Below are 22,291 nucleotides of genomic sequence, written 5' to 3'. Positions count from 1 at the left end.
TGCTTCAGCGCTGCGTCTTTCCGCGATGCGCGGTGGACGTGTGGCGCAGGAATGGCAGGAAGGAGAGTGCCAGCGCCAGCAAGCCCCATGCGCTGAGGGTTGGCACTGGCGTTGCCGTGGCCGCCTGCGGCACCACCAGCGCCGTCGGGTCTGCAATGTTGCCATCGGCTACCAGGTCGTCATCCCCCAGCCCGCCGTCCTGCAGCTCAAAGCGCACCACCTGCCCGTTCACTTCCGACGGTACACGGTGCCAGTGCTTTTCCTGCCTGTCGGATGTACGGCCCCATTTCCACAGCTGCGCGCCCTGCGGCAGCGGCTGCGCGTAGTTCATGGTGACGGAGAGCTTGCCGCCCTGCTCGCAACCGGTGGCATTCAGCACCATCAGGCCATCGGGCAAGGTGGCACCGGGGCTCGGCAGTTGGGTAATGCCCAGGCTTTGGGCGCTGACATACTGCGGAGGCGCCGCCAGCTTGCATCCGGCCCCCTGCAATGCCCCCGTCACGCTGCCGCCTGCGCCCGGCGTGAGCGCAAAGCTGGTATCAGGATTGCCGGTAGCCGATACAGTGAACGCATAGCGTGCGGTAACTGCCATATTTACGCCGTCGCTCAGGCTCAGGCCCACACCGGCATCTCCCGGTGCCTGTGCCACAAAGCGCGCCTTGGCCAGCTCACCATTGATCTGCGCTGCAGTGCCCTTGAGCTGGGTTCCCGCCTGCTGCGCATCTGCATCAGCAACGCCCTGCACGCTTCCGTTGGTAGCGGTCAGCGTGAGTGTGAGCTGCTCGCTGTCTGCGTCTTCCACGCTCAGTGCAGCAAGCGGTGCGCTCTGCCCCACCGATATCAGTACCGCGCTGCCAGGAACGCCCTTGATCACCGGCGGCTGGTTAACTGGCAGTGCATCCAGGTTCAGGCCCAGCACGATCGGGTTGTGGTCGCTGGAGCGGTAGGCCGTTGCGGCGTAGAAGGACTCGGGCTTGCCATACTCGGTGTTGTAGTCGAGTACCGTCGGTTCTTCGGCGTTGATGGCCCACTTCACCGCCTTGCCCACCTTGGAGACCAGGGTCGGGCTCACGAAGATATGGTCCAGCGAGCCCCACAGCCCGTCAAAGGAGTACGAATAGCCGTGCGTCACCTTGGTGAAGCCGTTCGACTCCAGATAGGTGACCGGGTCTTCCTTGGCATAGGCGTTGAAATCTCCCACCAGAATCACCTTGTCGGTGTCCGAGCCGGTGGGCTGCGTCGCCAGCCAATCCTTGAGCTGCATGGCTGTCTTGACCCGCGCCGGGTTGTTGTTGCCCTGGCCATCCAGCTTGTCTTCGTTACCGCCCGTAGCCAGCAGCGAACCCTTCGACTTGAAGTGGTTCACCACAAAAGTAAGCTGCTCGGAACCTGACGCGGTAGGTACCGAGAAGGTCTGTGCAATCGGCACACGCGCACCGCCCACGCCCGGCGTGAAGGCGTCGTAGGTGCCAACGTTGGGAACCGCCGCCGCCCCCACAGGCGTAACACGGTCGCTGCGGTAGACAATGGCCACCGTGATCGCATCCGTGCCCGCTCCGGCAATCGTCGCGCTGCCTCCTTGGTTGAAAGGCGCCTTCACATAATCGTAAGTGGCGCCAGCGGGCTTGTCAGCGTTCGCGTTCATGGCGTCCACCAGCAGTGCCAGCGCGCTGTCGCTGCCAAAGCCGTTGTTCTGCACCTCCATCAGGCCATACACATCGGCCTGCAAGCCAATCAGATTGGCAACGACCTTGGCCTCCTGCCTCTCCAGCTCTGCCGTATTGTTGGCGCCGCGAATACCGATGCTGTTGCCCAGCGGCGTGGTGAACACATCCTTGGTATTGGTGCTGGTATCGCCCACCTTGCTGAAGAAATTGAGCACATTGGCCGATGCCACCTTGACCCCAGCCGCACCCACTGCCGCCTGCAGGTCGGCCACGGTGGGGCGTGCGGCGCCCGTGAAGCTCAGCTTCTGCGTCGGCTGCACGCGGTAGCTGGTCTGGTAGATTTCCGGCGGAGACGATGCCTGGTAGAACTGGTCGAGCACGCCCACGACGTCATCCACCCCGTCGCCCGCGCGCAACGTGTTCGATGCAGACAGATCGCTGCCGCCACGGCCCCGCACCACCACCGGATTCTGCTTGCTGCTCAGGTCGTCCAGAATGATCTGGCTGCGCTGCATGGTGTTGGCATACTGCGCATAGCCGCTCACGCTGGGAGCGTTTTCGTCAGTGAACTGCGGCAGGATCTTGTCGGCCGACAAGGTCACATCGCCAAAGCGGCCGAGCGTGTAGTTGTCCGACACCACGAGCTTGCCGCCTGCGGTGGCCGATGCCACCTTCACCAGCATGCCTTCGTAACGCTCCCAGCTTGCCATGTCGGCGATCGGCAGCGTGATGGAGATCGGCGTCGGCAGCACGCCTGCGCCCTGCACCTGGAAGGATGTCAGGTTCTTGAGCTGCGTCTGCTTGTTGTATTCGTCTACCGTGCCACTCAGCTGCACACGCTTGCCCACCGTGCTGTCGTCCACACCGGGGTTCTGGCCGCCATAGTAGACAAAGATGCCTTCCGATGTGCCGGCATCGCTGTCGTAATTGGCCTCTTCTTCCTGCACATAGAAACCGCTCAGCCCCGGTGCAATGCCGGTCACCACCCCTTTGATGGTGACGGGCTTGCCCAGCAGCGGTGATACCTCGCCAATGCCCTGGATGGCGTGGATACGGGTGACCGTGGGCGCGGCTCCGGTCGTGAAGCCCAGATCGCCCGTAACCCAGGCATTGCCCGATGCATCCTGCACCGGCGCACCCACGGCAACGATGCGGTAGGCGGTGTCCGGCGTCAGCGCCACGCCTGGGTTGAGCGTGACGGTCTGGCCGCCGAACACCACCTTGGCTGCGTCCTGTACAGACATCGTGGCGAGCACGGTGGCGCCCTGCAGCAGTTCAAAGCGCCCATCACCCGCCTGCACTGCCTCGGAGAAGGTCAACGAGAAGCTGCTCGTCGTGGTTGCGACGCCGGTGGCATTACTGGCAGGCACGCTGGACTGCAAGGTGGGCGCTGCAGTGTCCGGCCCGGCCGTCTTGATCACCACGTCATCAATGGCCAACCCATTGCTTGACCCGCTGGCCGTGCGCTTCTGCACCCAGCGCAGCCACAGCGTCTGGCCCGCGCCCCAGCCCAGGCCATGCAGATCGCCGCCCACCAGGGGCACCAGGCCTCCGCCACCGCCCTGCGTATTGCCCGCCACGGCGCCAGCGGTGCCGCCGGTCACCGGCGCTAACCAGCCGAACAGATCACCTGCGGGGTTCCAGGTCTGTACAGAGCCAAAGCTGTCGCCCAAGCCCCACTCCAGGGTCATGCCCTGCCCCGCCGTGCTGCCGCCATTGCGCCATTGCTCACCGTTGAAGCGCAGGTTCACTGCATCGACGGCCGCGCCGGTGCTGTTAACCAGCGCCAGCGCAATCCAGCCCGCAATGGCGCCGGATCCCGGAGATCCGAAATAGGCACCGCTGGAGGCCAGCACACCCAGTGCACGGTCTGACGCATCGGCCCCAAAGCTGTAGAAACTGCCACCGGTGCCGCCGCCGCTGCCCACGGCAATCTGCGAGATGGCAGCACCATCCTTGTTGAACAGCGACCAGCCCGCCAGCGTGCTGTCATTGACCCAGGGCGCAGTAGTGCCGGTATTGGCGAGCGTATTGAAATCCTGCGCGTAGCTGCCGCCAAACGATACCGGCGCCGCCCATGCGCTGGCGGAAACCAGGCTGAGCACCAGGCCGCTGCATAAGGCATTCAACGGAAATGGAAGACGCAGGCGTGAGGAAGATGGTGTATTTGGTTGGAGTGCCATGGGTGTGTGATCTGCTCGAAGAACGCCCCACCCTCCCCGGGTGAGATCGGGGCGATTCTTGGCAAATCACATGACCGCGTGATGACCGCTCGCAGTCAGTTTTGTGGCACCGAAGGTTCGGTAGATGCGCACCCAAAAGAAAAGGGCCGCAAATGCGGCCCTGGGTCTCGCGCCACGCATGGGCGCTACCACTTACTGCAGGAATGCAGGCTTGGCGTAACCGGCAAACTTGGTATCGACCACCGTCTTGAACTCGTTGGAGCGGAAGGCCTCGGCCAGGTCCTTGGCCCACTGTGCATCCTTGTCCTTGGTCTTGACTGCGGCGATGTTCAGATAATGCTCCGGCGTCTTCTCCAGCAGCACGGCATCCTGCAGCTTGAGGCCCGAGGAGATGGCAAAGTTGCCATTGATGATGGCGAACTGCGCGTCATCGAGCGAGCGCGGCAGGTGCGCCGCATCCAGCGGCAGCAGCTTGATCTTCTTGGGGTTCTCGGCCAGATCGAGCTCCGACACGCGCAGCGGATTCACGCCAGGCTTGAGCTTGACCAGACCCGCCTGCTGCAGCAGCAACAGGCCGCGCGCGAGGTTGCTCGGGTCATTGGGCAGCGATACCTTGTCGCCCTCTTTCAGATCGGCCAGCGACTTGCGCTGCTTGCTGTACACCCCCATCGGCGCGATCGGGCCCTGCACCAGCGCCGTCAGATCGAGCTTGCGGTCGCCCTTGAACTGGTTGAAATACACCTCGTGCTGGAAGAAATTGGCGTCCAGCGAGCCATCGGCCAGCGCCAGATTGGGCTGCACATAGTCATTGAACTCCACCAGCTTGACCTTGTATCCCTTTTTCTGCAACAGCGGCACGATGCCGGCCTGCAGCTGGTCGATGTTCGAGCCCGCCGTGCCACCGATCACCAGCTGCTTCTTGGAGGCATCCTGCGCGAGCGCAGGGCCTGCCAGACCCACAGATGCCGCTGCCAGCACAGCGGCGGCGATCAACGAGCGGCGGGTGGAGAAAAAGGTCGTCATGTCTACTACGCTCCTGGTGCTGCGCACCTTGTCATGGGTTGGGAATGGGCACAGTATCTGCGCAGCTCTTCACAATCCCAACGAATAATTTCTCCCATTCTTATACCGCCAGGGCATGAAGGTTTTGACACCCTCCGAAGCTGGCTCATCAAGAATCGTCGCCTTCGCTTTTCCACAAAAAAAGCCAGCGCATGCGCTGGCTCCCGTACCGGCCCTATGCAGGGCTATCGTTTTGCTTATTTGTGCTTGCGCTTCTTGCCGCCTTGCTTACGCTCCGGCTCGCAGGGGGCAGCATTGGTTTTGACCATGTGCTCAGGCCACAGGCTGTAGCTCAGGTCTTCGTCGGTGCTGCCGTTCACGTTCAGCGGGTAGAGACCAGGCGCAAACTTCTTGCATTCCTTGTACTGTTCGGCGGGGCTGGTCAGCTCGGGACGCACTTCGTAGCTCAGGTTCACCGCGCCGTCGGACTTGGGGTCCTTGGCGGTCACATCGATCTGGTTGCCGGTGCGCTTCCAGGTACCACGGTAGAGCACCTGCTTGCCGTCATCGGCCTTGGCCTTGTAGACCACACGATTACCCTTGAGGAATTGCACGCTGAAGTTGCTGTTGCCTTCGCCGTTGGCAGTGGCGTAGCTCTGCTGCACGAACTTGTTGGCCTTGGCATCGGCGAACTGGGCCGTAGCCTGAGGCACTGCAGGCGCCGGCGCGGGCTTGGCCGCTTCTGCAGCCTTGGCATCTTCCGCCTTGGCTTCCTCAGCCTTGGCAGCTGCAGCCTGTTCTTCTTTGGATGGGCCGGATGCGCAGCCTGCCAACAGCAGCGCCGCCAACAGCGCGCTGGTAGCGCCCAGTGGATTCAGTCGTTTCATAGAGACCTCAAGTAATTGGCTCTCGCCGAGCCGGATATGGAGGAAAGCCCGCCCGCCACTCACAGCAGCACAACGGCAAACCATAGAAATTATGAATCGACGAGGCAAAAGCGAATCTTTTTACCCATCAATTTTTTGCGATGCGTTGCGCACACGCTGCAAGCGGCATTCCGTCCGCGCAAAAAAGAAGGCCGCCCGAAGGCGGCCAGAAATTGCCAAAACGCGGCTTGGATGTACCCAAGCGGCATCTACCTCCCCCGCAGCACCAGCTGCAAGCCTTTGAGCATGTGAGCGAACGAGTCGGCAGCCTGCGCCGTGGTGTGGGGCCAGACCAATACCGAAAAAGCCAGGGCCACTGCAACGATCAATCCAACGAAAGTGGCGAAATCTTGCCAGTGGTAATGCGGATGTTCCAACATGGAGGCCTCCTTTCGTACAGGTTGCGTGTTATCCATCATTGGAACCCAGCAGCCCGCCTTGTGGTGTCAGCCGAAATCGACAAAGCCCCCATAGCCAATTTGGCAGTTTTTGGGAGTTTTTTCTCATATTGAGATAAAAAAACACGCAACGCCTTACAAAACAAGCGCGTCAAGCTATAAATTTAGAAGCAATCGTTCCGTCTCAGGGCAGCTTCGGTAGTACGCTGGCCATGAAAGATGGCTGCAATTTCCCGCCGGATGCGCACCGCTTCCTTGCAAATCCATCTAACTTCTGGCATTTCACTGGCATCTGGCAGCCATCTTCAGGCATGCATTTCATTGTCGATGGACGCACCCGCCAGCTTGCAAGATGGCGCAGGTGCGACAATACTCGGCAACCCCACAAGCTTGGCGCTGTTGCACGTCTGCCGTGAAGCAAAGCGCTTTCTGCAGTGCATTCGCCCCGCACACGCCAAGGCTCCAAAGGGTTCCAAAACTGCCAAACCAGGCTATTGCTTTCAGCTTTTTTCACCTTGCCATGACTGCCATTCCGCCCGCCCCGCCAGATACGGGCATCCACCTGCAAGACGTGCACCTGACGCGCGGCGCCCGGCCCGTGTTTGCCGGACTCAGCCTGTCGCTCACCGAGCAGCGCGTTGGCCTGATCGGTGACAACGGCGCAGGCAAGACCAGCCTCTTCCGCCTGCTGTGCGGGCTTGAAATTGCAAGCCAGGGACAGGTACACATCGCAGGCCATGATGTGCAAAAGCACCGCGAACAACTGCCCGGCTTGGTGGGCATGATGTTTCAGAACCCGGATGACCAGATCATCTTCCCTACAGTGGAAGAAGAGCTGGGCCTGAGCCTGCAGTACCAGGGCATTGCGCGCAAGGCAGCCATGGTGCGGGCCCGGCAATTTCTGGCCGAACGGGGCCTGGCCGAATGGGCGCCACGCGCCGTCAGCAGCCTGAGCCAGGGCCAGCGCCAGCAGGTCTGTTTTCTGGCCATGCTGATGGCTGCGCCTCGGGTAATGCTGCTTGACGAGCCCTTTGCCAGCCTTGATCTGCCCGGCCAGGCGCGCCTGGCGGCCGATCTGGACCGCACAACCGCACAGATCGTGGTGTCGACCCATGTGCTCAGCCATGTGCGCCACTTCGAGCGTGTGGTGTGGCTCGCTGGCGGCCTGGTGCGCGGCGATGGCCCGGGCGAGGCCGTGTGCGCAGCCTACGAGCTGGATGTGAAAACACGCTCTAACGCTCAGACAGAGAGCGCAGAAAGCTTCGAAAACAGTAGCAAAGCCGCTGTTGCGGTACAAGGCTGACCGGCATGGGTACGCTCTACAGTGACATTCCCAGCTGGCTGCACCGTGTGCCAGCCGGTGCCAAACTGCTGGCACTGGCCCTGTGTGGCCTGGGCCTGCTGTTTGTCGTCGATATACGCGGCCAGGCCGCTGCCTTTGCCGTGGTGCTGGTGCTGTACGCGAGCCTGGGAGCCGCCTCGCGCCCCACGCGGCGCCTGGTCGTGGCCGCGCTGGTTGCCTCGGTACTGGTAGGCGCGCTGCATGCCGCCACTGGTCAACCGCTGGTAGGCTTGGCCAGCGGCCTGCGCTTGATGAGTGCCACCATGCTGGGTGCCATGCTGACGGCGACCACGCGCTTTGGCGATCTGCTGGATGTGGCCGAATGGCTGCTGGCCCCTCTGGCCCGCTTTGGTGTGCCCGTGGAGCGGCTGGCGTTGCAGTTGGGCCTGATGATGCGGTTTGCCGAACAGTTTTTTGTGCAGTGGCAGCGCCTGGCAGATGCCTACCGCGTGCGCACCGGCCGCGCCGGAGGCCTGCGCCTGTTTGCGCCACTGGCCATCCACATGCTGGTCACCGCCCGCAAGGTGGCCGATGCGCTGGCGATACGGCTCAAGCTGTGACGCCGCTCCCCGATTTGATTGATGAAAGCCTGTTCATGACCATGACCTCCACCTCCCACCGCGAATCCCGCGCCCAGCGCATTGCCCTGGTGGCACTGTTTGCCGCGCTGATGGCCGCATTCGGCATGATTCCCAAGATCGATCTGCCTTTGGGCGTGCCGATCACCGCACAGACCATGGGCGTGATGCTGGCCGGCTGCATGCTGGGCGCCAGCATGGGCTTTCAGGCGATGGCGCTGTTCCTGCTGGCCGTAGCGCTGGGCTTGCCGCTACTGTCGGGCGGACGCGGCGGCATGGGTGTGTTCTTTCTACCCTCTGCCGGTTATCTGGTGTCGTGGCCGTTTGCTGCCATCGTGACGGGTCTGGTCATGCGTGCGCTGTCGCGGCCCGCAGGCACCGGCCCTGCTTCGCCCAAGCGCCTCGCACTGGCCGCATTTGCAGCCTCGGTGGTGGGCGGTGTGCTGGTGGTCCACGTGTTTGGCGTGGTGGGCCTGATGCTGCTGGCCAAGCTGAGCCTGTTGCAGGCGATCATTGGCACCCTGGTGTTCGTGCCGGGCGATCTCATCAAGTGCGTGCTGGTGGCCGTCATCGTGCACACCGTGGCCCGTGGCCTGCCCGACTGGCGCTTTGGCGGCCGGGCGCTGTGAGCCAGCCGGTGCTCCCCCTGCAGAATTGGCAGCGCCTCGTCCACGGCCCGCTGGCGCACTGGGCGCAGGTGCAGCCCGACGCCGTAGCCATTGACGACGGCACACAGCGCATCCGCTTTGCCCAATTGCGTGCCGCAGTGCAGGCGGGTGCCGATCAGTTGAACGCCAGCGCCGCACCCAGCACACGGCTGCTGGATGCCGCGCAGTCCCCCATCGCGCTCATCACCGATTTTCTGGCCACCAATGCCAGCGGCCGCTGCGCTGCACTGGGCGATGCCGCCTGGCCTGCTGCCCAGCGCGCCACCGCAGCGCAATGGATTGGCGACCTGGCAAGCCAGACGCCGGCCTGCGCAGACACAGAGAGCGCAGACCGCTATCCTTTTTATATTGGCTTCACGTCGGGCAGCACCGGAAAGCCCAAGGGGTTCCGGCGGCACCACCAGTCATGGGCCGAGAGCTTTCGCGTCTGCGTGGATACATTCGGCACGGCAGCGCAAGGCCCCGTAATGGCGCCGGGCAACCTGTCGCATTCGCTCTTTCTGTTTGGCGCGCTTCTGGGGCTGTGGACGGGCGGCGGCGTTCAATTGCAGCCGCGCTTCTCGGCCAGCCAGTGCCTGCACAGCCTGCAGTGCAATGCCACGCCCTGCCTCGTTGCCGTGCCCAGCCAGTTGCTGGTGATGCTGCAACTGGCCGAGCGCCGCGCGTTGGCGCCCATCGCGTCGCTGCAACTCATCCTGATCAGCGGCGCACGTTGGATGCGTCAGCACACCCCTGCGCTGCAGGCGCTGTTTCCCAATGTGCGGATTGTGGAGTTCTACGGAGCATCCGAAGCCAGCTTCATCGCCTGGATGGATGCCGATGCGGCAGCCCCACCGCAGGTGGTGGGCCGGGCCTTCAGCAATGTGCAACTGCAGATCCGCAACGAAACAGGTGCCGCCTTGGCCGGAGGCCAGATCGGCCAGATCTGGATCAAGAGCCCGATGCTCTTCATGGATTACGTGGGCGACAGCCATGATGCCACCGCCGCGCTGCAGGATGGCGAGTGGTTGAGCGTGCGCGACATGGGGAGCCTGGACGCGAGTGGCCAGCTCACCCTGGTAGGCCGCGAAAAGCGCATGATCGTCACCCAGGGCAAGAACCTGTTCCCCGAGGAAGTGGAAAACCTGCTGTGCGAGCACCCGCGCATCGCCGCCGCATCAGTGCACGGCGTTGACGACGCACTGCGTGGCAAACAGGTATGGGTGGCGTTGCAACTCAAGGATGCAGCGCCCGCGCCATCTGCGAGCGGCGCGCCACGGCAGGTACAGCCGGCGCTGGATACGCTCGACGCCACACTGGCCGCAGAACTCTCCGCCTGGTGCCGCAGCCGGCTCGAAGCCTACAAATGCCCGCGCCGCTGGCTGGGCTGGTTCGCGGTCGCACCCGCTGCGCCATGGCCGCAAACTGCCAGCGGCAAGACCGACCACACGGCGATTGCAACACTGCTGCAAAGCAGCATGGATCCACCCATGGCATCCGTGGTTGCAACAGCAGACACGGCGACACGTTAAAGTAGCCCCTGTCGCGCTGCGAAAGGCGCTATCAAAATGAAAGCTGTCAGCGTCCTCTTATAAAGCGCTAGCGGCCGTTTCCTTCCAAAATGCCTGCACACCCCGTCTACATTGCCAGCTACGCCCGCAGCGCCGTGGTTCCGGTGGGTGGCGCCTTCAAAGCCCTGCATGCGCATGAGATCGGCGCGCCTGTGCTGCATGCGCTGCTGGCCAAGGCAGGTGTGCCCGCCAGCCAGGTGCAGACGGTGGTACTGGGCAATGCGCTTGGCGCTGGCGGCAACCCGGCACGCATGCTGGCCCTGGCTGCGGGCCTGCCCCAGACCTGCGCTGCCTACACGGTCGACACCCAGTGTTGTGCGGGGCTGGATGCGGTAGCGCTTGCCGCCAGCCTGATTGCCAGCGGCCAGGCCGATGTGGTGGTTGCAGGCGGCGCAGAAGCCTGGAGCCGCGCGCCCATTCGCGCCACGCGCCCTTTGCATGCCGGTGATATGCCCGTGCCCTACGAGCGCCCCGCTTTTGCGCCGCATCCGCATGACGATCCAGACCTGCTGCTGGCCGCCGCCCGCTATGCGGCAAGCCAGGGCCACACCCGCGCCGCACAGGATGCCTACGCCGCCGCCAGCCACGCCCGTGCGCTGCAAGCCGCGCACGTGTTGGCCGCAGAGATCGTGCCCATCCAGGGTGTAGCGCAAGATGCCTTTGCGCGCAGGTTGGGAGCAAGGCAGCTGGCTCGCCTGCCCGCCATCGCCCACACTGATGCCGATGTGGACACCGCCACACGCGCAGAGCACGCCGTCAGTGCTGTTGCGATCTCGCCCAAGGCCGATGGCGCGGCACTGGTGCTGCTGATGAGCGAAGCCGCCTGCTCGCGCCTCCACACAAGGCCCCGCGCCCGGTGGTTGGGCCATCAATCGGTGGGCGGCACGCCTGCCATGCCCCTGGTGCTGGCCGCAGAGGCAGCCTGCGGCCTGTTGCAGGCCCACCAATGCCACTGGGCGGAGCTGGCAGCCATCGAGCTGCACGACGCCTTTGCCGTGCAAGGCCTGCAGTGGCAGGCTCTGCTGCAGTCAGAAGGTGCGGGCGCAGATGTGCTGAACCGACACGGCAGCGGTATCGCGCGCGGACATCCGATTGGCGCGTCGGCCACCGTTGCCTTGGTGCGGGTGCTGGCGGAGCTGGAGCAGGCACCACCCGGAGGGCTGGGATTGGCAGCAATAGCAGGTGCTGGCGGACTGGGGAGCGCAAGCCTGGTGCAGCAGTTGCTCTGATGCATTGATGAATGTCGACCGTATGAAATACATACTGAACACATTGCTGTATCTATTTGCAGCGATCGGGGTGCTGAACACTGCGGTGATGGCCTATGCCCATTTCGGGCGTCCCCTGACCTGCACGCAGTCTGCAATGGCCAAAGCCAATGCGCCCGACAACAGCCAGTGGGCAGAGATTTCCTGGCAACAATGCGACAGCCAGGCAGACCCGGAGCTGCGCCTATCCCTCTACACCAATGGAGGGAAACGCGGCTACAGCACACGCATCGGCGATCCCACCACTACCGAAGTAGGCCTCAACTGGACCGCCAACCAAACGCTGGAAGTAATCTACCCCGCGTCATACGCGCCCACGCAAATGGCGACACACCTGGCAGGCATTCAACTGCACTGGAAAAAGCGCGCAGCCAGTGGTGATTCAGCAACCGCCCCCTAAGCGCTGAAAGTACTCGCCAAGGGCTGCCCGCGCAGTCACCGTCTGGTTCACTGGCGCATCGGTGTCTTCATACCCCATGGCCATGCCGCACACCACCGTTTGCGATGTCGGCAGTTGCAGCACCTCGCGTATCAGGCCCGGGTACGAGGCCATCGCGCCAATGGCGCAGGTCGCCAGGCCGCGCGACTGGGCAGCCAGCATCAGCCCGTAGATCGCCATGCCCAGGTCCATGTAGCCGCCCGGGCCAAAACCGCTGTCGATGGTAATGATGAGCGCCACCGGCGCCTGGAAGAACTGAAAGTTGCGGCCAAACTGCGCGGTGCGACCAGCGGCATCCCCCCGCTCCACACCCAGCGCGCCATACAGGGCCTGTGCGGCAGCCACCTGGCGCTTGCGCAGCGACATGGGCAGCGGGTTGGGGAAATAGCCGTAGTCTTCCGCCTCCTGCGCACCCGCCTGATAGGCCTGCTGCAGGCGGCCAGACAGTTGTTCGCGTAGATCGCCGCATACCTGCCAGAAATAGCCAGGCTGCAGGTTGGCGCCACTGGGCGCACGGCGGGCCTCCTGCAACACGGCGTGCAGCACAGCATCGGCCACCGGCTGCGGAGTGAAGGCGCGCACCGAGCGGCGCAACATGGCGGCTTGCGAGGCAACACCCTCTGCGGAAGCAAAAGAAAGGAAATCAGGCTGTTTCATGGCAGTGGGCGCCATTGTAGACAGTGATGGGCCGGCGATCCTTTTCAACGGCCTGGCTTTCCGCGCCGATCCTTGACCCTACGGAAGTCAGGAAATGGCAACATCTGACCCATCTCCAATGAAACTGTTCATTCATACAGTATTTTTTGCTATACTGATTTTCCATACAGTATCAACAACCGCACCAAAGGCACGCGGCAATCCATATAAAAAACCATCAGTTCTTCGACACATACCGCTTCTGACATCCGAAATACCCGTGTCATGTTCGCGTTGCAACCTGTCTGCCCCGGCCTTGTACCCCTGCCCCCATGTGCATGCTGTCCGGATGAAATTTTTTTGAGCGAAAGCGGATGCTGGTGCGCCCCATGCACCGGATGCAGCGAGTAGCTCCCCTTCTCCTTCGGCGCCAGCGCTTACTGAGCGTCGTTCAGCCACCCTTGCGGTGGCTTTTTTTTGCCATCAGGAGCGCGCCTGCGCCGTTACCCTGCCAGCAACAGCCTTTGCGTCACCCACCCGGCGCGCGTGCTCTACACTTGGCCCATTGCAATGCGCTGTGCGTTGCCCATCCATGGCCTCGCCATGGAAATGGATGAAACGGAATTTCTGAGATATGCAAATTGCCACCTGGAACGTCAACTCCCTCTCCGTCCGCCTGCCGCAGGTGCTGGACTGGCTGGCAGCCAATCCGGTCGATGTGCTGGGGCTGCAGGAGCTCAAGCTCACCGATGACAAGTTTCCGCACGATGCCTTTGCGACTGCCGGCTACCAGGCGGTGAGCTTCGGCCAGAAGACCTATAACGGCGTGGCCCTGCTGGCCCGAAGTGCCATTGCCGATGTGGTGCGCGCCAACCCGCACTTTGAGGACGAGCAAGCGCGCGTCATTGCAGGCACCATCTCCAGCCCCGCAGGCGACATCCGCGTGATCAACTGCTATTTCGTCAATGGCCAGGAGCCAGGATCGGAGAAATTTGCCTACAAGATGCGCTGGCTGGGCGGGCTGGAGGCCTATATCAAGGCCGAACTGGCCGCACACCCGCGCCTCGTGCTGGTCGGGGACTTCAATGTGGCCCCGGAAGACCGCGATAGCTACGACCCCGATGGCCTGCGCGAAACCATCCACCACACGACCGAAGAACGCAACCACTTCCAGGGCCTGCTGGCCCTGGGACTGACCGATGCCTACCGCATGTTCGAGCAGCCCGAAAAAAGCTACAGCTGGTGGGACTACCGCATGCTGGGCTTCCAGAAGAACCGTGGTCTGCGCATTGACCACATTCTCGTGAGCGAGGCGCTCAAGGGCAGCGTGAGCGCCTGCATGATCGACCGCGTGCCGCGCAAGAACAAGCAGCCGAGCGACCACGCACCGGTGGTGATCACCCTGGGTTAATCAAGACCAAAGCCATGGAGACGCCTTCCGCAGGCGCTTGATGGCGCCAACGCTGCAAACTGCGGTTTTTCAGCACTGCCTGAACGGCGGCGCAGGCTCCCTGGAAAAACAGGCCGACAATGAAAACGGGCGCTGCATGAACTGCGCGCCCGTTTGTTCTATGGCTTGATCAATCTCTGCCAGCAGCCAGGTTGCCTCGGCCTGCATCAAGCCTTTTCAGGCTCCTGCACCGCGTGCATGGCCAGCGCAGCTTCCTCATCGAGCTTGCGCGCCAGCGCCTCGGCATCTGCCTCCGACAGCAATTCGCCTTCCCATTTGGCGACCACGGCCGATGCCAGCGAATTGCCAACCGCATTGGTGGCCGAGCGGCCCATGTCAAGGAAAGTGTCCACGCCCAGGATCAGAAGCAAACCTGCTTCCGGAATATTGAAGTGGCCCAGGGTGGCAGCAATCACCACCAGCGACGCGCGCGGCACGCCAGCAATCCCCTTGGAGGTAAGCATCAGCACGAGCAGCATGGTCACCTGGGTAACCAGCGACAGCTCGATGCCGTAGGCCTGTGCGATGAACAGCGTTGCAAAGGTGCAGTACATCATCGAGCCGTCCAGGTTGAACGAGTAGCCCATGGGCATGACAAAGCTCGAAATCTTGCGTTTGACGCCAAAACGGTCGAGCGCATCAAGAATCTTGGGGTATGCAGCCTCCGAACTCGCGGTGGCAAACGACACCATAAAGGCCTCCTTGATGAGTGCCAACAGCTTGAACACGCGCTTGCCAAGGAAGGCGAGGCCCGCCAGCACCAGAATCGACCACAGAATGAACAGCCCCAGATAGAACTCGCCCATGAAGACCGCAAATTTCAGCAGAATGCCCAGGCCGTTGACCGCCACGGTCGACGCCATGGCCGACAGCACCGCCAGAGGCGCGAGCTTCATCACATAGCCGGTGATCTTGAGCATGACGTGCGACAACTCGTCAATCGCCGCGAGCAAGGTCCTGGCCTTGTCGCCCAGCGCCGCCATCGCCACGCCAAAGAACATCGAGAACACCACGATCTGCAGGATCTCGTTGTTCGACATGGCTTCGGCAAAGGATTTGGGCACCGTGTGGTTGATGAACTCACGCAGCGTGAACTTGCCCGTGGCCAGGTTGGTGGCCGCGCTCACATCCGGCAGCGGCAATCCCAGGTTGTGGCCCGGTTGCAGCACATTGGCCAGCACCATGCCCAGCAACAGCGACACGAGCGATGCCGTCAGAAACCACAGCATGGCCTTGAAGAACACCCGGCCAACCGAAGCGGCATCGCCCATGTGCGCAATGCCCACGACCAGGGTGGAGAACACCAGCGGCCCGATCAGCATCTTGATCAGGCGCAGAAAGATATCGGAGACCAGGGAGATATAGCCGGCGACTTCCTTGACCTCGGCCGGGTCCGACACGCTGGCATGGACGATATAGCCCACCACGATACCCAGCACCATGGCGGCCAGAATGACCAGGGCCGACGACATGCCCTTTTTGCCCGTTAGAGCCATAACGATTACCTTCAATCAGAGCGGTTGTTGGTGCCATCAACGCTCCTAGCGGGGCTCTTGATGCACATCGGCGGTTGTTGTTCTCGTGATCCGGATGTGCACATTCCTCTCCGATACCGCGCAGTCTGGCGCGCCAAGGCGCATGCAGGGCGCCAGCAGGAGGGAAACCATGAGCCCGCTTTTGACAGCAGGAATGCAATATTCTGCGGGTGCGATTGTAATCGCAACCTCCTGCCTCCCACGGCGCAGGGGGGCCGAATTCCCGTGCGCCCAGCAGGTATCTTGCCTGCCGGAATGCGCATGCGCTCTACCGAAAATAATCAGGTAAAAATGGCTGCAAGCGACCAGCTGGTAGGCGCATAACCTTCAAATTCAATAGCAATAAAATCAGCGGGCCCGTGCATCCTGCATGTGCTGCAACTCATCGATATAGCGGCGCAATTGCTGGGCCTGGCCCTGCAGCAGCGGGCGCAATTCCAATGGCAGGGCAGATTCCAGCACACGCTGGTAGCGCTCCGCAGCCAGCACCAGGCACAGGCTGCATTCGGCGATGAGGTCGCGGTCGGTCACCATGTTGGCGCGCTGCTTGAAATCCGTCCAGCGCCGATGCAGGCGACCGGCTGCGCTCTGGCCGGGACGCTCCACCAGCGAGCCGCTTTCGGGCAAGGCCAGCAGCACATCCTGCAATTGCCAGTTCAGCGCACGAAACTGCTCGGCCAGTGCATACAGATAGGTGCGCAGCGCAATGGCACGGGCCTGCTCGCTGCCTGCCACCAGGCATTCCTCGCAATCCTTCAGACCAGTCTGCAGCACCCGCAGCGCATGCTGTACTTGCGCGGCCGAGAGCTCCTCGCCGCGAATGCCTTGCAGCGCGTGCTCATACGCGGCGCAGGCAATTTCGCGCGCCTGTGGCCAGGTGAGCGTGCTGCTGCCGCGCACGTGCTGCCACTGCACTTCCAGTTGCGGTGCTACTTCGTCAAAGCCCTGCGGATTGCGCTGCGCGGCAAACCAGCCAAGCGACAGCGCGAGGCGGTATGTCTCAAACGGCTGGCCCACCACGTAAAAATCCATGCCCTGGTAGTGGCTGCGCCAGTAGGCCTCTTCCCGCGCGGGATTGCCCCACTGCCCCTTGGCCTTGGGCGGCAGACCTCCGGCCAGCAGGCTGTGCACCACGTCGCCCGCCACATGGGCCATGCCATTGGCTGTGGATACCGCCAGCCGCACAGTATTGAGCATGGCTGAGCGCTGGCGCCCTACCCGCTCCGGCGAGTTGCGGTAGGCCTGGGCCGTGAACACCGAAGACATTTTTTGCATGCTTGTACACGTAGGAAAGCTGTTTCAGCCCATTGTGACATGCTCCAACGAGAGCCGCCCACGGCCCGCTGCCTTCGCTGGCTTCATCGTTCACCACAGTAGGCCTAAAGGCAATACAGCCCGCATGCTGCGGGCTGTGCTTCAAACCACCAAGCCGCCTACTCGTCGCCTGCTGCGAGACCCAGTTCCTGGATCTTGCGCGTGATGGTATTGCGGCCAATGCCCAGGCGCTGCGCGGCTTCGATGCGTTTGCCGTGCGTGGCAGCCAGCGCTGATCGGATCAGTTGGGATTCAAACCGGCGGCTGAGAATGTCCCACACTTCGGTGCTGCCCGACTGCAGCAGCGCATCGGCCTCCCGCGCCAGATCGGATTCCCATGGTGGTGCGGAACCTGAGGTAGCCGCAATGGAGGGGCGAGGTGCTTCTGCAAACGGTACAGCATTGCCATTTGCTACTGAATTAATAGCTACTGGCAATTGTGGAGCAAGCGCAATAGGCGTATCTGGCATCAGGGTCTGCGGTACCGGTGCAGCGGATATGCCAGGCCCAGCCGTGCTTTGCAGCACTTCGGGTGGCAAATCCTGCTCGGACACACGCTGGGCTGGCGCCATCACGGTGATCCAGTGGCAGATGTTCTCGAGCTGCCGCACATTGCCCGGAAACCCGAATTGCGCCAGCCGTGCCAGCGCGCCTTCGGACAGCTGCTTGGGCTCCACCCCCAGTTGGCGGGCACTGGCCGCCAGAAAATGGCGAGCCAGCATCGGAATGTCTTCCTTGCGTTCGCGCAGCGGCGGCAGCCGCAGACGGATCACGTTCAGGCGGTGAAACAGGTCTTCGCGGAACACGCCCTTTTGAACGCGCTCTTCCAGGTTCTGGTGCGTGGCGGCAATCACCCGCACATGCGATTTGACCGGCACATGGCCGCCCACCCGGTAGAAATGCCCGTCGGAGAGCACACGCAGCAGGCGGGTCTGCAGATCGAACGGCATATCGCCGATTTCGTCGAGAAACAGCGTTCCGCCCTCGGCCTGCTCAAAGCGCCCCCTGCGCTGCGTCTGCGCGCCGGTGAAGGCGCCGCGCTCATGGCCGAACAATTCGGATTCGAGCAGGTCCTTGGGAATGGCTGCGGTATTGATGGCCACAAACGGCCCGCCCGCCACCGGAGAGTGCTTGTGCAGCGCGCGCGCCACCAGCTCCTTGCCCGATCCGGATTCGCCGGTCACCATCACGGTCACATTGCTCTGAGACAGGCGCCCGATGGCACGAAAGACGTCCTGCATGGCGGGCGCCTGGCCCAGCATCTCGCCGCTGCCCGCAGACTGAGCCGGGTCCGGCATCTGGCTCTGGCTTTGCTGCACGGCACGCTGGATCAGCTCCACCGCCTTGGGCACGTCAAATGGCTTGGGCAGGTACTCGAAAGCACCGCGCTGAAAGGCTGACACCGCGCTGTCGAGGTCGGAGTACGCCGTCATGATGATGACTGGCAACTCGGGCTGGGCTGCATGCAACTGCTCCAGCAGCAGCAAGCCGTTGCCGCCCGGCATGCGGATGTCGCTGACCAGCACGGACGGTGCCTGCGATGGATCCTCGTTCGAGGCGAGCGCCTCCAATACCTCCTGCGGATGCACAAAGCTGCGCGTGGGCAGTTGCTCGCGCGCCAGCGCCTTCTCGAGTACGAACCGGATCGAAGGGTCGTCGTCCACTATCCAGATGGGTTTCATTGTCGCTATCGCCCTTCCAAATCTACAAACCATGAATCGTGGTCCTGGCCGGGCTGCGCCATGCAAGCTAATCCGTCAACGGCAGCATGATGCGAAAATCCGTGCGCCCAGGCTCGCTCTCGCATTCAATCAGACCTTCGTGCCTTTGTACAAAGGTCTGTGCCAGCGGCAAGCCCAGGCCCGTGCCGCCATCGCGTCCGGTCACCAAGGGGTAGAAGATCCGCTCCTTGATGTCCGGCTCGATACCAGGACCATTGTCGATGACATGCAATTCCAATGCCAACTTGTGGCGCTTGCGGCCCAAGGTGAGCTGGCGCGCAATGCGCGTGCGCAGAATGATGCGCGCCGTTCCCTGTGCCATCTGCGGCTCCAGCACCTGCGCGGCATTCTGCACAATGTTGAGCAGCGCCTGGATGAGCTGCTCACGGTCGCCTCGGATCTCGGGCAGCGAGATATCGTAATCGCGCTCGATCTTGAGGCCGTTCGGATATTCCAGCAGCACCAACTGGCACACGCGCTCACACACCTCATGGATGTTCACATCGCCCACCGTGTGCGGATGGCGGTGCGGAGCGAGCAACCGATCCACCAGGGCCTGCAGGCGGTCGGCCTCGTGGATGATGACGTCGGTGTATTCTTTGAGCTGGCGGTCCGGCAGCTCCATGTCCAGCAACTGCGCAGCGCCTCGAATGCCGCCCAGCGGGTTCTTGATCTCGTGCGCAAGGTTGCGGATCAGCTCTTTATTGGCCAGAGCCTGCTCACGCACGCGCTCTTCGCGATCCTGGCGCACCTGCTGCTCCAAAGGCCACAGCTCCACCAGAATCTCGGCATCTTCCTGCCACCATGACAGGTTCACATGCACCGGAAAGGCGTCCTGCAGGCTGCGGCGCAACTGCGCCTCGAACCTCAAGGACGAAAAGCGCTGCGCCCGCGCATCCACCAGCGCCTTGTGCAGGAGCTCGTCGTCCTGAAAGAAAACACCCAGCTCGTGGCCCAGAATGCTTTTGCGCGATACGCCCAGCGCATTTTCCAGTGCGGCGTTGACACGCACGGCAGCGCCATCGAGCCGAATGACCGCCACCAGGGTTGCGATGTGCTCCAGCGCTTGCCACTCGCGCCATTCGCGGTCGGCTGCGGTCAGGTCAGGCATGGGTTGGGCAGCAGGAAGAAAGTGGGATCAAGGTGCAGGCAGACGCTGCAGCTCTCTTTGAATACCGGCGATATCGCTGTCCATGCGGGTTATCTCCGCCTTCAGGTCTTCCACACGCTTGTTGTAGAAGGCCGGGTTGCGCATCTCCAGCGCATTTTTTTGCGGCTCGCCATTGTTGTACTCACGGGCCAGATCCGCCTTGCGCGTCTCGGCCTTCTTCAGTTCGGTCTCCAGGATCAGTCGCGCATCGGAATCGCGCGCGCGGCCCTCTGCCGAGGTGGAACGTGGCGCAGGCGTTGCGGCTGCCGGCGCGCGGGCCGGACGTGGCGCGGCTGCAGACGGCGCGGGCGCCGGGCTGGCCGCCCCTGCGCCACCTTGCGGGCGCGTTCCCTGCACGATGGTCACATTGGCAGCCTCGATCTGGGCACACCCCCGCTGGCGCGCCTTGGCCGCGTCATTGGTGTACTCATTGCCACAGCGATAGATGCGATCCTGCGCCACAGCGCCCTGTGCACCCGCCATTGCAACCGCCAAAAACAACCACTTGATATGCATAACCTCGATTCGCCCATTCACTCCACAGTGGCAAGTATCACGCCAATCTGTACATCAAAGATTCCAGCACCCCATTGCAACAGCAAACAAATACCAGCTGCAATCACGTTTCATAACGCGGGCAACTGCTGCGGCGTGCACAGGCAGTGTATAGACAAACAGAGGCTGACCATGAATAACAGTTCCTACTGTTACAGATTCGCAGCACCTTGACCACACATCGCACGGCCCATGCCATAGTTTTGCTATCAACTTTATATCAAAACGGGGCAGAAAAAAACGGCCTGTGCAATACAGGCCGTTTTGCAGCAGGACAGCAACAATGCCGCCCTTGCTCCTTGGTGCTTTACAGCGAATAGTACATGTCGAACTCGACAGGGTGCACCGCCTGGCGGAAGCGGGTCACCTCGCTCATCTTCAGCTCGATGTAGGCGTCAAGCATGCTGTCGCTGAACACGCCACCCTTGGTCAGGAAGGCGCGGTCTGCATCCAGGGCTTCCAGCGCCTGATCCAGGCTGTGGCACACGGTAGGCACCAGCTTGTCTTCTTCAGGTGGCAGGTGGTACAGGTCCTTGGTAGCTGCTTCGCCTGGGTGGATCTTGTTTTCCACGCCGTCGAGGCCAGCCATCAGCAGTGCAGCAAAGCCCAGGTATGGGTTCATCAGCGGATCGGGGAAGCGTGCCTCCACGCGGCGGCCCTTGGGGTTGCTCACGTAAGGAATGCGGATCGATGCCGAGCGGTTCTTGGCCGAGTACGCCAGCTTCACCGGAGCCTCGTAACCAGGCACCAGGCGCTTGTAGCTGTTGGTGCCAGGGTTGGTGATGGCGTTCAAGGCACGGGCGTGCTTGATGATGCCGCCGATGTAATACAGCGCGAAATCCGACAGACCCGCGTAGCCGTCGCCAGCAAACAGGTTCTTGCCGTCCTTCCAGACGGACTGGTGTACGTGCATGCCGGAGCCATTGTCGCCAGCGTAAGGCTTGGGCATGAAGGTTGCCGTCTTGCCGTACGTGTCAGCCACGTTCCAGATCACGTACTTTTGCACCTGCGTCCAGTCAGCGCGCTCAACCAGGGTCGAGAAACGGGTGCCCAGCTCGTTCTGGCCGGCGCCTGCCACTTCGTGGTGGAAAACTTCGACGGGGATGCCCAGCGATTCGAGCAGCAGGGACATTTCCGCGCGCATGTCCTGCGTGCTGTCGACAGGAGGAACGGGGAAGTAGCCGCCCTTGACGCGTGGACGGTGACCACGGTTGCCGGAGTCGAACTTGGTGCCGCTGTTCCAGGGGGCTTCGTATTCTTCGATGTCGTAGAACGGGTTGTTGGGTTCGGTGCTCCAACGCACGCCATCAAAGATGAAGAATTCTGGCTCGGGACCGAAGTAGGCCGTGTCGCCCAGGCCAGAGGCCTTCAGGTAGGCTTCGGCGCGCTTGGCGATGGAGCGGGGATCGCGGTCATAGGCCTTGCCGTCGCCTGGCTCGATCACGTCGCACTGCAGGAACAGTGTGGTTTCGTCAAAGAATGGATCGATGTTGGCGGTGTTCGGATCGGGCATCAGCAGCATGTCCGAGGCTTCGATACCCTTCCAGCCGGCAACCGAAGAGCCGTCGAAAGCGTGGCCCGAGGCGAACTTGTCTTCGTCAAAGTGCGAGATCGGCACCGTGACGTGTTGCTCCTTGCCACGGGTATCGGTGAAACGCAGGTCAACGAACTTGACCTCGTTCTCGTCCAACATGCTCATCACATCTGCAACGCTCTTGGCCATCTATAGCTCCAAAGAAAAACATCAATAAAAAGACTGTGGCAAGACTAAAGCAGATTACGTGCCAGTTTTATGACATCTGCCCGGTCCATGTTGCCGGCAACTAACCGGCCCGGCCTGCCACCGTACCGAGCGTGACTGTACCGCGCTTTGCCAGCTTGGGACAGCCGTTGCAGGGGAATTTGTACA

General features: G+C 62.3%; 18 protein-coding genes. 7 read left to right on the top strand and 11 right to left on the bottom strand.

Annotation, left to right across the window (positions count from 1 at the left end):
• Nucleotides 1–4: 4 nt before the first annotated feature.
• From ABIE32_RS15955 to ABIE32_RS15940, 4 genes are all read right to left on the bottom strand, one after another.
• Entirely contained in the window at nucleotides 5–3,850 is a 3,846-nt protein-coding gene (locus ABIE32_RS15955) for an ExeM/NucH family extracellular endonuclease (RefSeq protein ID WP_429017592.1), read from the bottom strand.
• A gap of 192 nt (nucleotides 3,851–4,042) precedes the next feature.
• Nucleotides 4,043–4,873 (bottom strand): MetQ/NlpA family ABC transporter substrate-binding protein, encoded by an 831-nt coding sequence (locus ABIE32_RS15950; protein ID WP_224149262.1) that lies wholly within the window; start codon nucleotides 4,871–4,873, stop codon nucleotides 4,043–4,045.
• A 236-nt stretch (nucleotides 4,874–5,109) separates the two neighbouring features.
• Nucleotides 5,110–5,739, bottom strand: a complete 630-nt coding sequence (locus ABIE32_RS15945; protein WP_224149263.1) for a hypothetical protein — start codon at nucleotides 5,737–5,739, stop codon at nucleotides 5,110–5,112.
• 248 nt (nucleotides 5,740–5,987) lie between these two features.
• Nucleotides 5,988–6,158: a hypothetical protein gene (locus tag ABIE32_RS15940; RefSeq protein WP_224149264.1), complete on the bottom strand. Its 171-nt coding sequence runs from the start codon at nucleotides 6,156–6,158 to the stop codon at nucleotides 5,988–5,990.
• A gap of 538 nt (nucleotides 6,159–6,696) precedes the next feature.
• Here ABIE32_RS15940 and ABIE32_RS15935 point away from each other — a divergent pair.
• The 6 genes from ABIE32_RS15935 to ABIE32_RS15910 all read left to right on the top strand — a co-directional run bounded on the left by ABIE32_RS15935 (nucleotide 6,697) and on the right by ABIE32_RS15910 (nucleotide 11,982).
• Nucleotides 6,697–7,479 (top strand): energy-coupling factor ABC transporter ATP-binding protein, encoded by a 783-nt coding sequence (locus tag ABIE32_RS15935; protein WP_429017590.1) that lies wholly within the window; start codon nucleotides 6,697–6,699, stop codon nucleotides 7,477–7,479.
• A 5-nt stretch (nucleotides 7,480–7,484) separates the two neighbouring features.
• A complete protein-coding gene (locus ABIE32_RS15930) occupies nucleotides 7,485–8,078 on the top strand; it encodes an energy-coupling factor transporter transmembrane component T (RefSeq protein WP_184710039.1) in 594 nt (197 codons plus the stop codon).
• Between the two features lie 35 nt (nucleotides 8,079–8,113).
• Nucleotides 8,114–8,725, top strand: a complete 612-nt coding sequence (locus ABIE32_RS15925) for a biotin transporter BioY (protein ID WP_429017588.1) — start codon at nucleotides 8,114–8,116, stop codon at nucleotides 8,723–8,725.
• An 8-nt stretch (nucleotides 8,726–8,733) separates the two neighbouring features.
• A complete protein-coding gene (locus ABIE32_RS15920) occupies nucleotides 8,734–10,275 on the top strand; it encodes an AMP-binding protein (RefSeq protein WP_429017587.1) in 1,542 nt (513 codons plus the stop codon).
• Between the two features lie 89 nt (nucleotides 10,276–10,364).
• Nucleotides 10,365–11,543 carry an acetyl-CoA C-acyltransferase gene (locus ABIE32_RS15915; protein ID WP_429017585.1) on the top strand — a complete coding sequence of 393 codons (1,179 nt, stop codon included), beginning with the start codon at nucleotides 10,365–10,367 and terminating at the stop codon, nucleotides 11,541–11,543.
• 22 nt (nucleotides 11,544–11,565) lie between these two features.
• Complete coding sequence (locus ABIE32_RS15910) at nucleotides 11,566–11,982, top strand: hypothetical protein (protein WP_429017584.1); 417 nt, start codon at nucleotides 11,566–11,568, stop codon at nucleotides 11,980–11,982.
• On the opposite strand, the gene ABIE32_RS15905 is transcribed toward ABIE32_RS15910, so the two are convergent.
• Nucleotides 11,965–12,678 carry a nitroreductase gene (locus ABIE32_RS15905; RefSeq protein ID WP_429017582.1) on the bottom strand — a complete coding sequence of 238 codons (714 nt, stop codon included), beginning with the start codon at nucleotides 12,676–12,678 and terminating at the stop codon, nucleotides 11,965–11,967. The genes ABIE32_RS15910 and ABIE32_RS15905 overlap by 18 nt on opposite strands.
• Before the next feature lie 613 nt (nucleotides 12,679–13,291).
• Between ABIE32_RS15905 and xth the strand changes: the two genes are divergently transcribed.
• On the top strand, nucleotides 13,292–14,068 hold the full coding sequence (xth, locus tag ABIE32_RS15900) for an exodeoxyribonuclease III (protein WP_429017580.1): 777 nt from the start codon (nucleotides 13,292–13,294) through the stop codon (nucleotides 14,066–14,068).
• 206 nt (nucleotides 14,069–14,274) lie between these two features.
• On the opposite strand, the gene ABIE32_RS15895 is transcribed toward xth, so the two are convergent.
• The 6 genes from ABIE32_RS15895 to glnA form a co-directional block, all read right to left on the bottom strand.
• On the bottom strand, nucleotides 14,275–15,603 hold the full coding sequence (locus ABIE32_RS15895; RefSeq protein ID WP_429017578.1) for a dicarboxylate/amino acid:cation symporter: 1,329 nt from the start codon (nucleotides 15,601–15,603) through the stop codon (nucleotides 14,275–14,277).
• Nucleotides 15,604–15,990: 387 nt separating this feature from the next.
• Nucleotides 15,991–16,917 carry a hypothetical protein gene (locus ABIE32_RS15890; RefSeq protein WP_429017577.1) on the bottom strand — a complete coding sequence of 309 codons (927 nt, stop codon included), beginning with the start codon at nucleotides 16,915–16,917 and terminating at the stop codon, nucleotides 15,991–15,993.
• 158 nt (nucleotides 16,918–17,075) lie between these two features.
• The gene (gene ntrC / locus ABIE32_RS15885; RefSeq protein ID WP_429017575.1) at nucleotides 17,076–18,638 is read right to left on the bottom strand and encodes a nitrogen regulation protein NR(I); all 1,563 of its coding nucleotides are present in this window, start codon (nucleotides 18,636–18,638) and stop codon (nucleotides 17,076–17,078) included.
• A 67-nt stretch (nucleotides 18,639–18,705) separates the two neighbouring features.
• A complete protein-coding gene (gene glnL, locus ABIE32_RS15880) occupies nucleotides 18,706–19,788 on the bottom strand; it encodes a nitrogen regulation protein NR(II) (protein WP_224149272.1) in 1,083 nt (360 codons plus the stop codon).
• A 27-nt stretch (nucleotides 19,789–19,815) separates the two neighbouring features.
• Complete coding sequence (locus ABIE32_RS15875) at nucleotides 19,816–20,310, bottom strand: hypothetical protein (protein WP_224149273.1); 495 nt, start codon at nucleotides 20,308–20,310, stop codon at nucleotides 19,816–19,818.
• 379 nt (nucleotides 20,311–20,689) lie between these two features.
• Entirely contained in the window at nucleotides 20,690–22,105 is a 1,416-nt protein-coding gene (gene glnA / locus ABIE32_RS15870) for a type I glutamate--ammonia ligase (protein ID WP_224149274.1), read from the bottom strand.
• Nucleotides 22,106–22,291 lie beyond the last annotated feature (186 nt).

The organism is Comamonas sp. 4034 (assembly GCF_050434545.1).
Taxonomy (GTDB): Bacteria; Pseudomonadota; Gammaproteobacteria; order Burkholderiales; family Burkholderiaceae_C; genus Comamonas; species Comamonas odontotermitis.
This window is presented reverse-complemented; position numbering and strand designations above follow the sequence as displayed.

Bases quoted from the DNA above. Each gene is read 5' to 3' on its own strand.
- ABIE32_RS15955 (WP_429017592.1), bottom strand. From the start codon at position 3,850: ATGGCACTCCAACCAAATACACCATCTTCCTCACGCCTGCGTCTTCCA.
- ABIE32_RS15950 (WP_224149262.1), bottom strand. From the start codon at position 4,873: ATGACGACCTTTTTCTCCACCCGCCGCTCGTTGATCGCCGCCGCTGTG.
- ABIE32_RS15945 (WP_224149263.1), bottom strand. From the start codon at position 5,739: ATGAAACGACTGAATCCACTGGGCGCTACCAGCGCGCTGTTGGCGGCG.
- ABIE32_RS15940 (WP_224149264.1), bottom strand. From the start codon at position 6,158: ATGTTGGAACATCCGCATTACCACTGGCAAGATTTCGCCACTTTCGTT.
- ABIE32_RS15935 (WP_429017590.1), top strand. From the start codon at position 6,697: ATGACTGCCATTCCGCCCGCCCCGCCAGATACGGGCATCCACCTGCAA.
- ABIE32_RS15930 (WP_184710039.1), top strand. From the start codon at position 7,485: ATGGGTACGCTCTACAGTGACATTCCCAGCTGGCTGCACCGTGTGCCA.
- ABIE32_RS15925 (WP_429017588.1), top strand. From the start codon at position 8,114: ATGACCATGACCTCCACCTCCCACCGCGAATCCCGCGCCCAGCGCATT.
- ABIE32_RS15915 (WP_429017585.1), top strand. From the start codon at position 10,365: ATGCCTGCACACCCCGTCTACATTGCCAGCTACGCCCGCAGCGCCGTG.
- ABIE32_RS15910 (WP_429017584.1), top strand. From the start codon at position 11,566: ATGAAATACATACTGAACACATTGCTGTATCTATTTGCAGCGATCGGG.
- ABIE32_RS15905 (WP_429017582.1), bottom strand. From the start codon at position 12,678: ATGAAACAGCCTGATTTCCTTTCTTTTGCTTCCGCAGAGGGTGTTGCC.
- xth (WP_429017580.1), top strand. From the start codon at position 13,292: ATGCAAATTGCCACCTGGAACGTCAACTCCCTCTCCGTCCGCCTGCCG.
- ABIE32_RS15895 (WP_429017578.1), bottom strand. From the start codon at position 15,603: ATGGCTCTAACGGGCAAAAAGGGCATGTCGTCGGCCCTGGTCATTCTG.
- ABIE32_RS15890 (WP_429017577.1), bottom strand. From the start codon at position 16,917: ATGCAAAAAATGTCTTCGGTGTTCACGGCCCAGGCCTACCGCAACTCG.
- ntrC (WP_429017575.1), bottom strand. From the start codon at position 18,638: ATGAAACCCATCTGGATAGTGGACGACGACCCTTCGATCCGGTTCGTA.
- glnL (WP_224149272.1), bottom strand. From the start codon at position 19,788: ATGCCTGACCTGACCGCAGCCGACCGCGAATGGCGCGAGTGGCAAGCG.
- ABIE32_RS15875 (WP_224149273.1), bottom strand. From the start codon at position 20,310: ATGGCGGGTGCACAGGGCGCTGTGGCGCAGGATCGCATCTATCGCTGT.
- glnA (WP_224149274.1), bottom strand. From the start codon at position 22,105: ATGGCCAAGAGCGTTGCAGATGTGATGAGCATGTTGGACGAGAACGAG.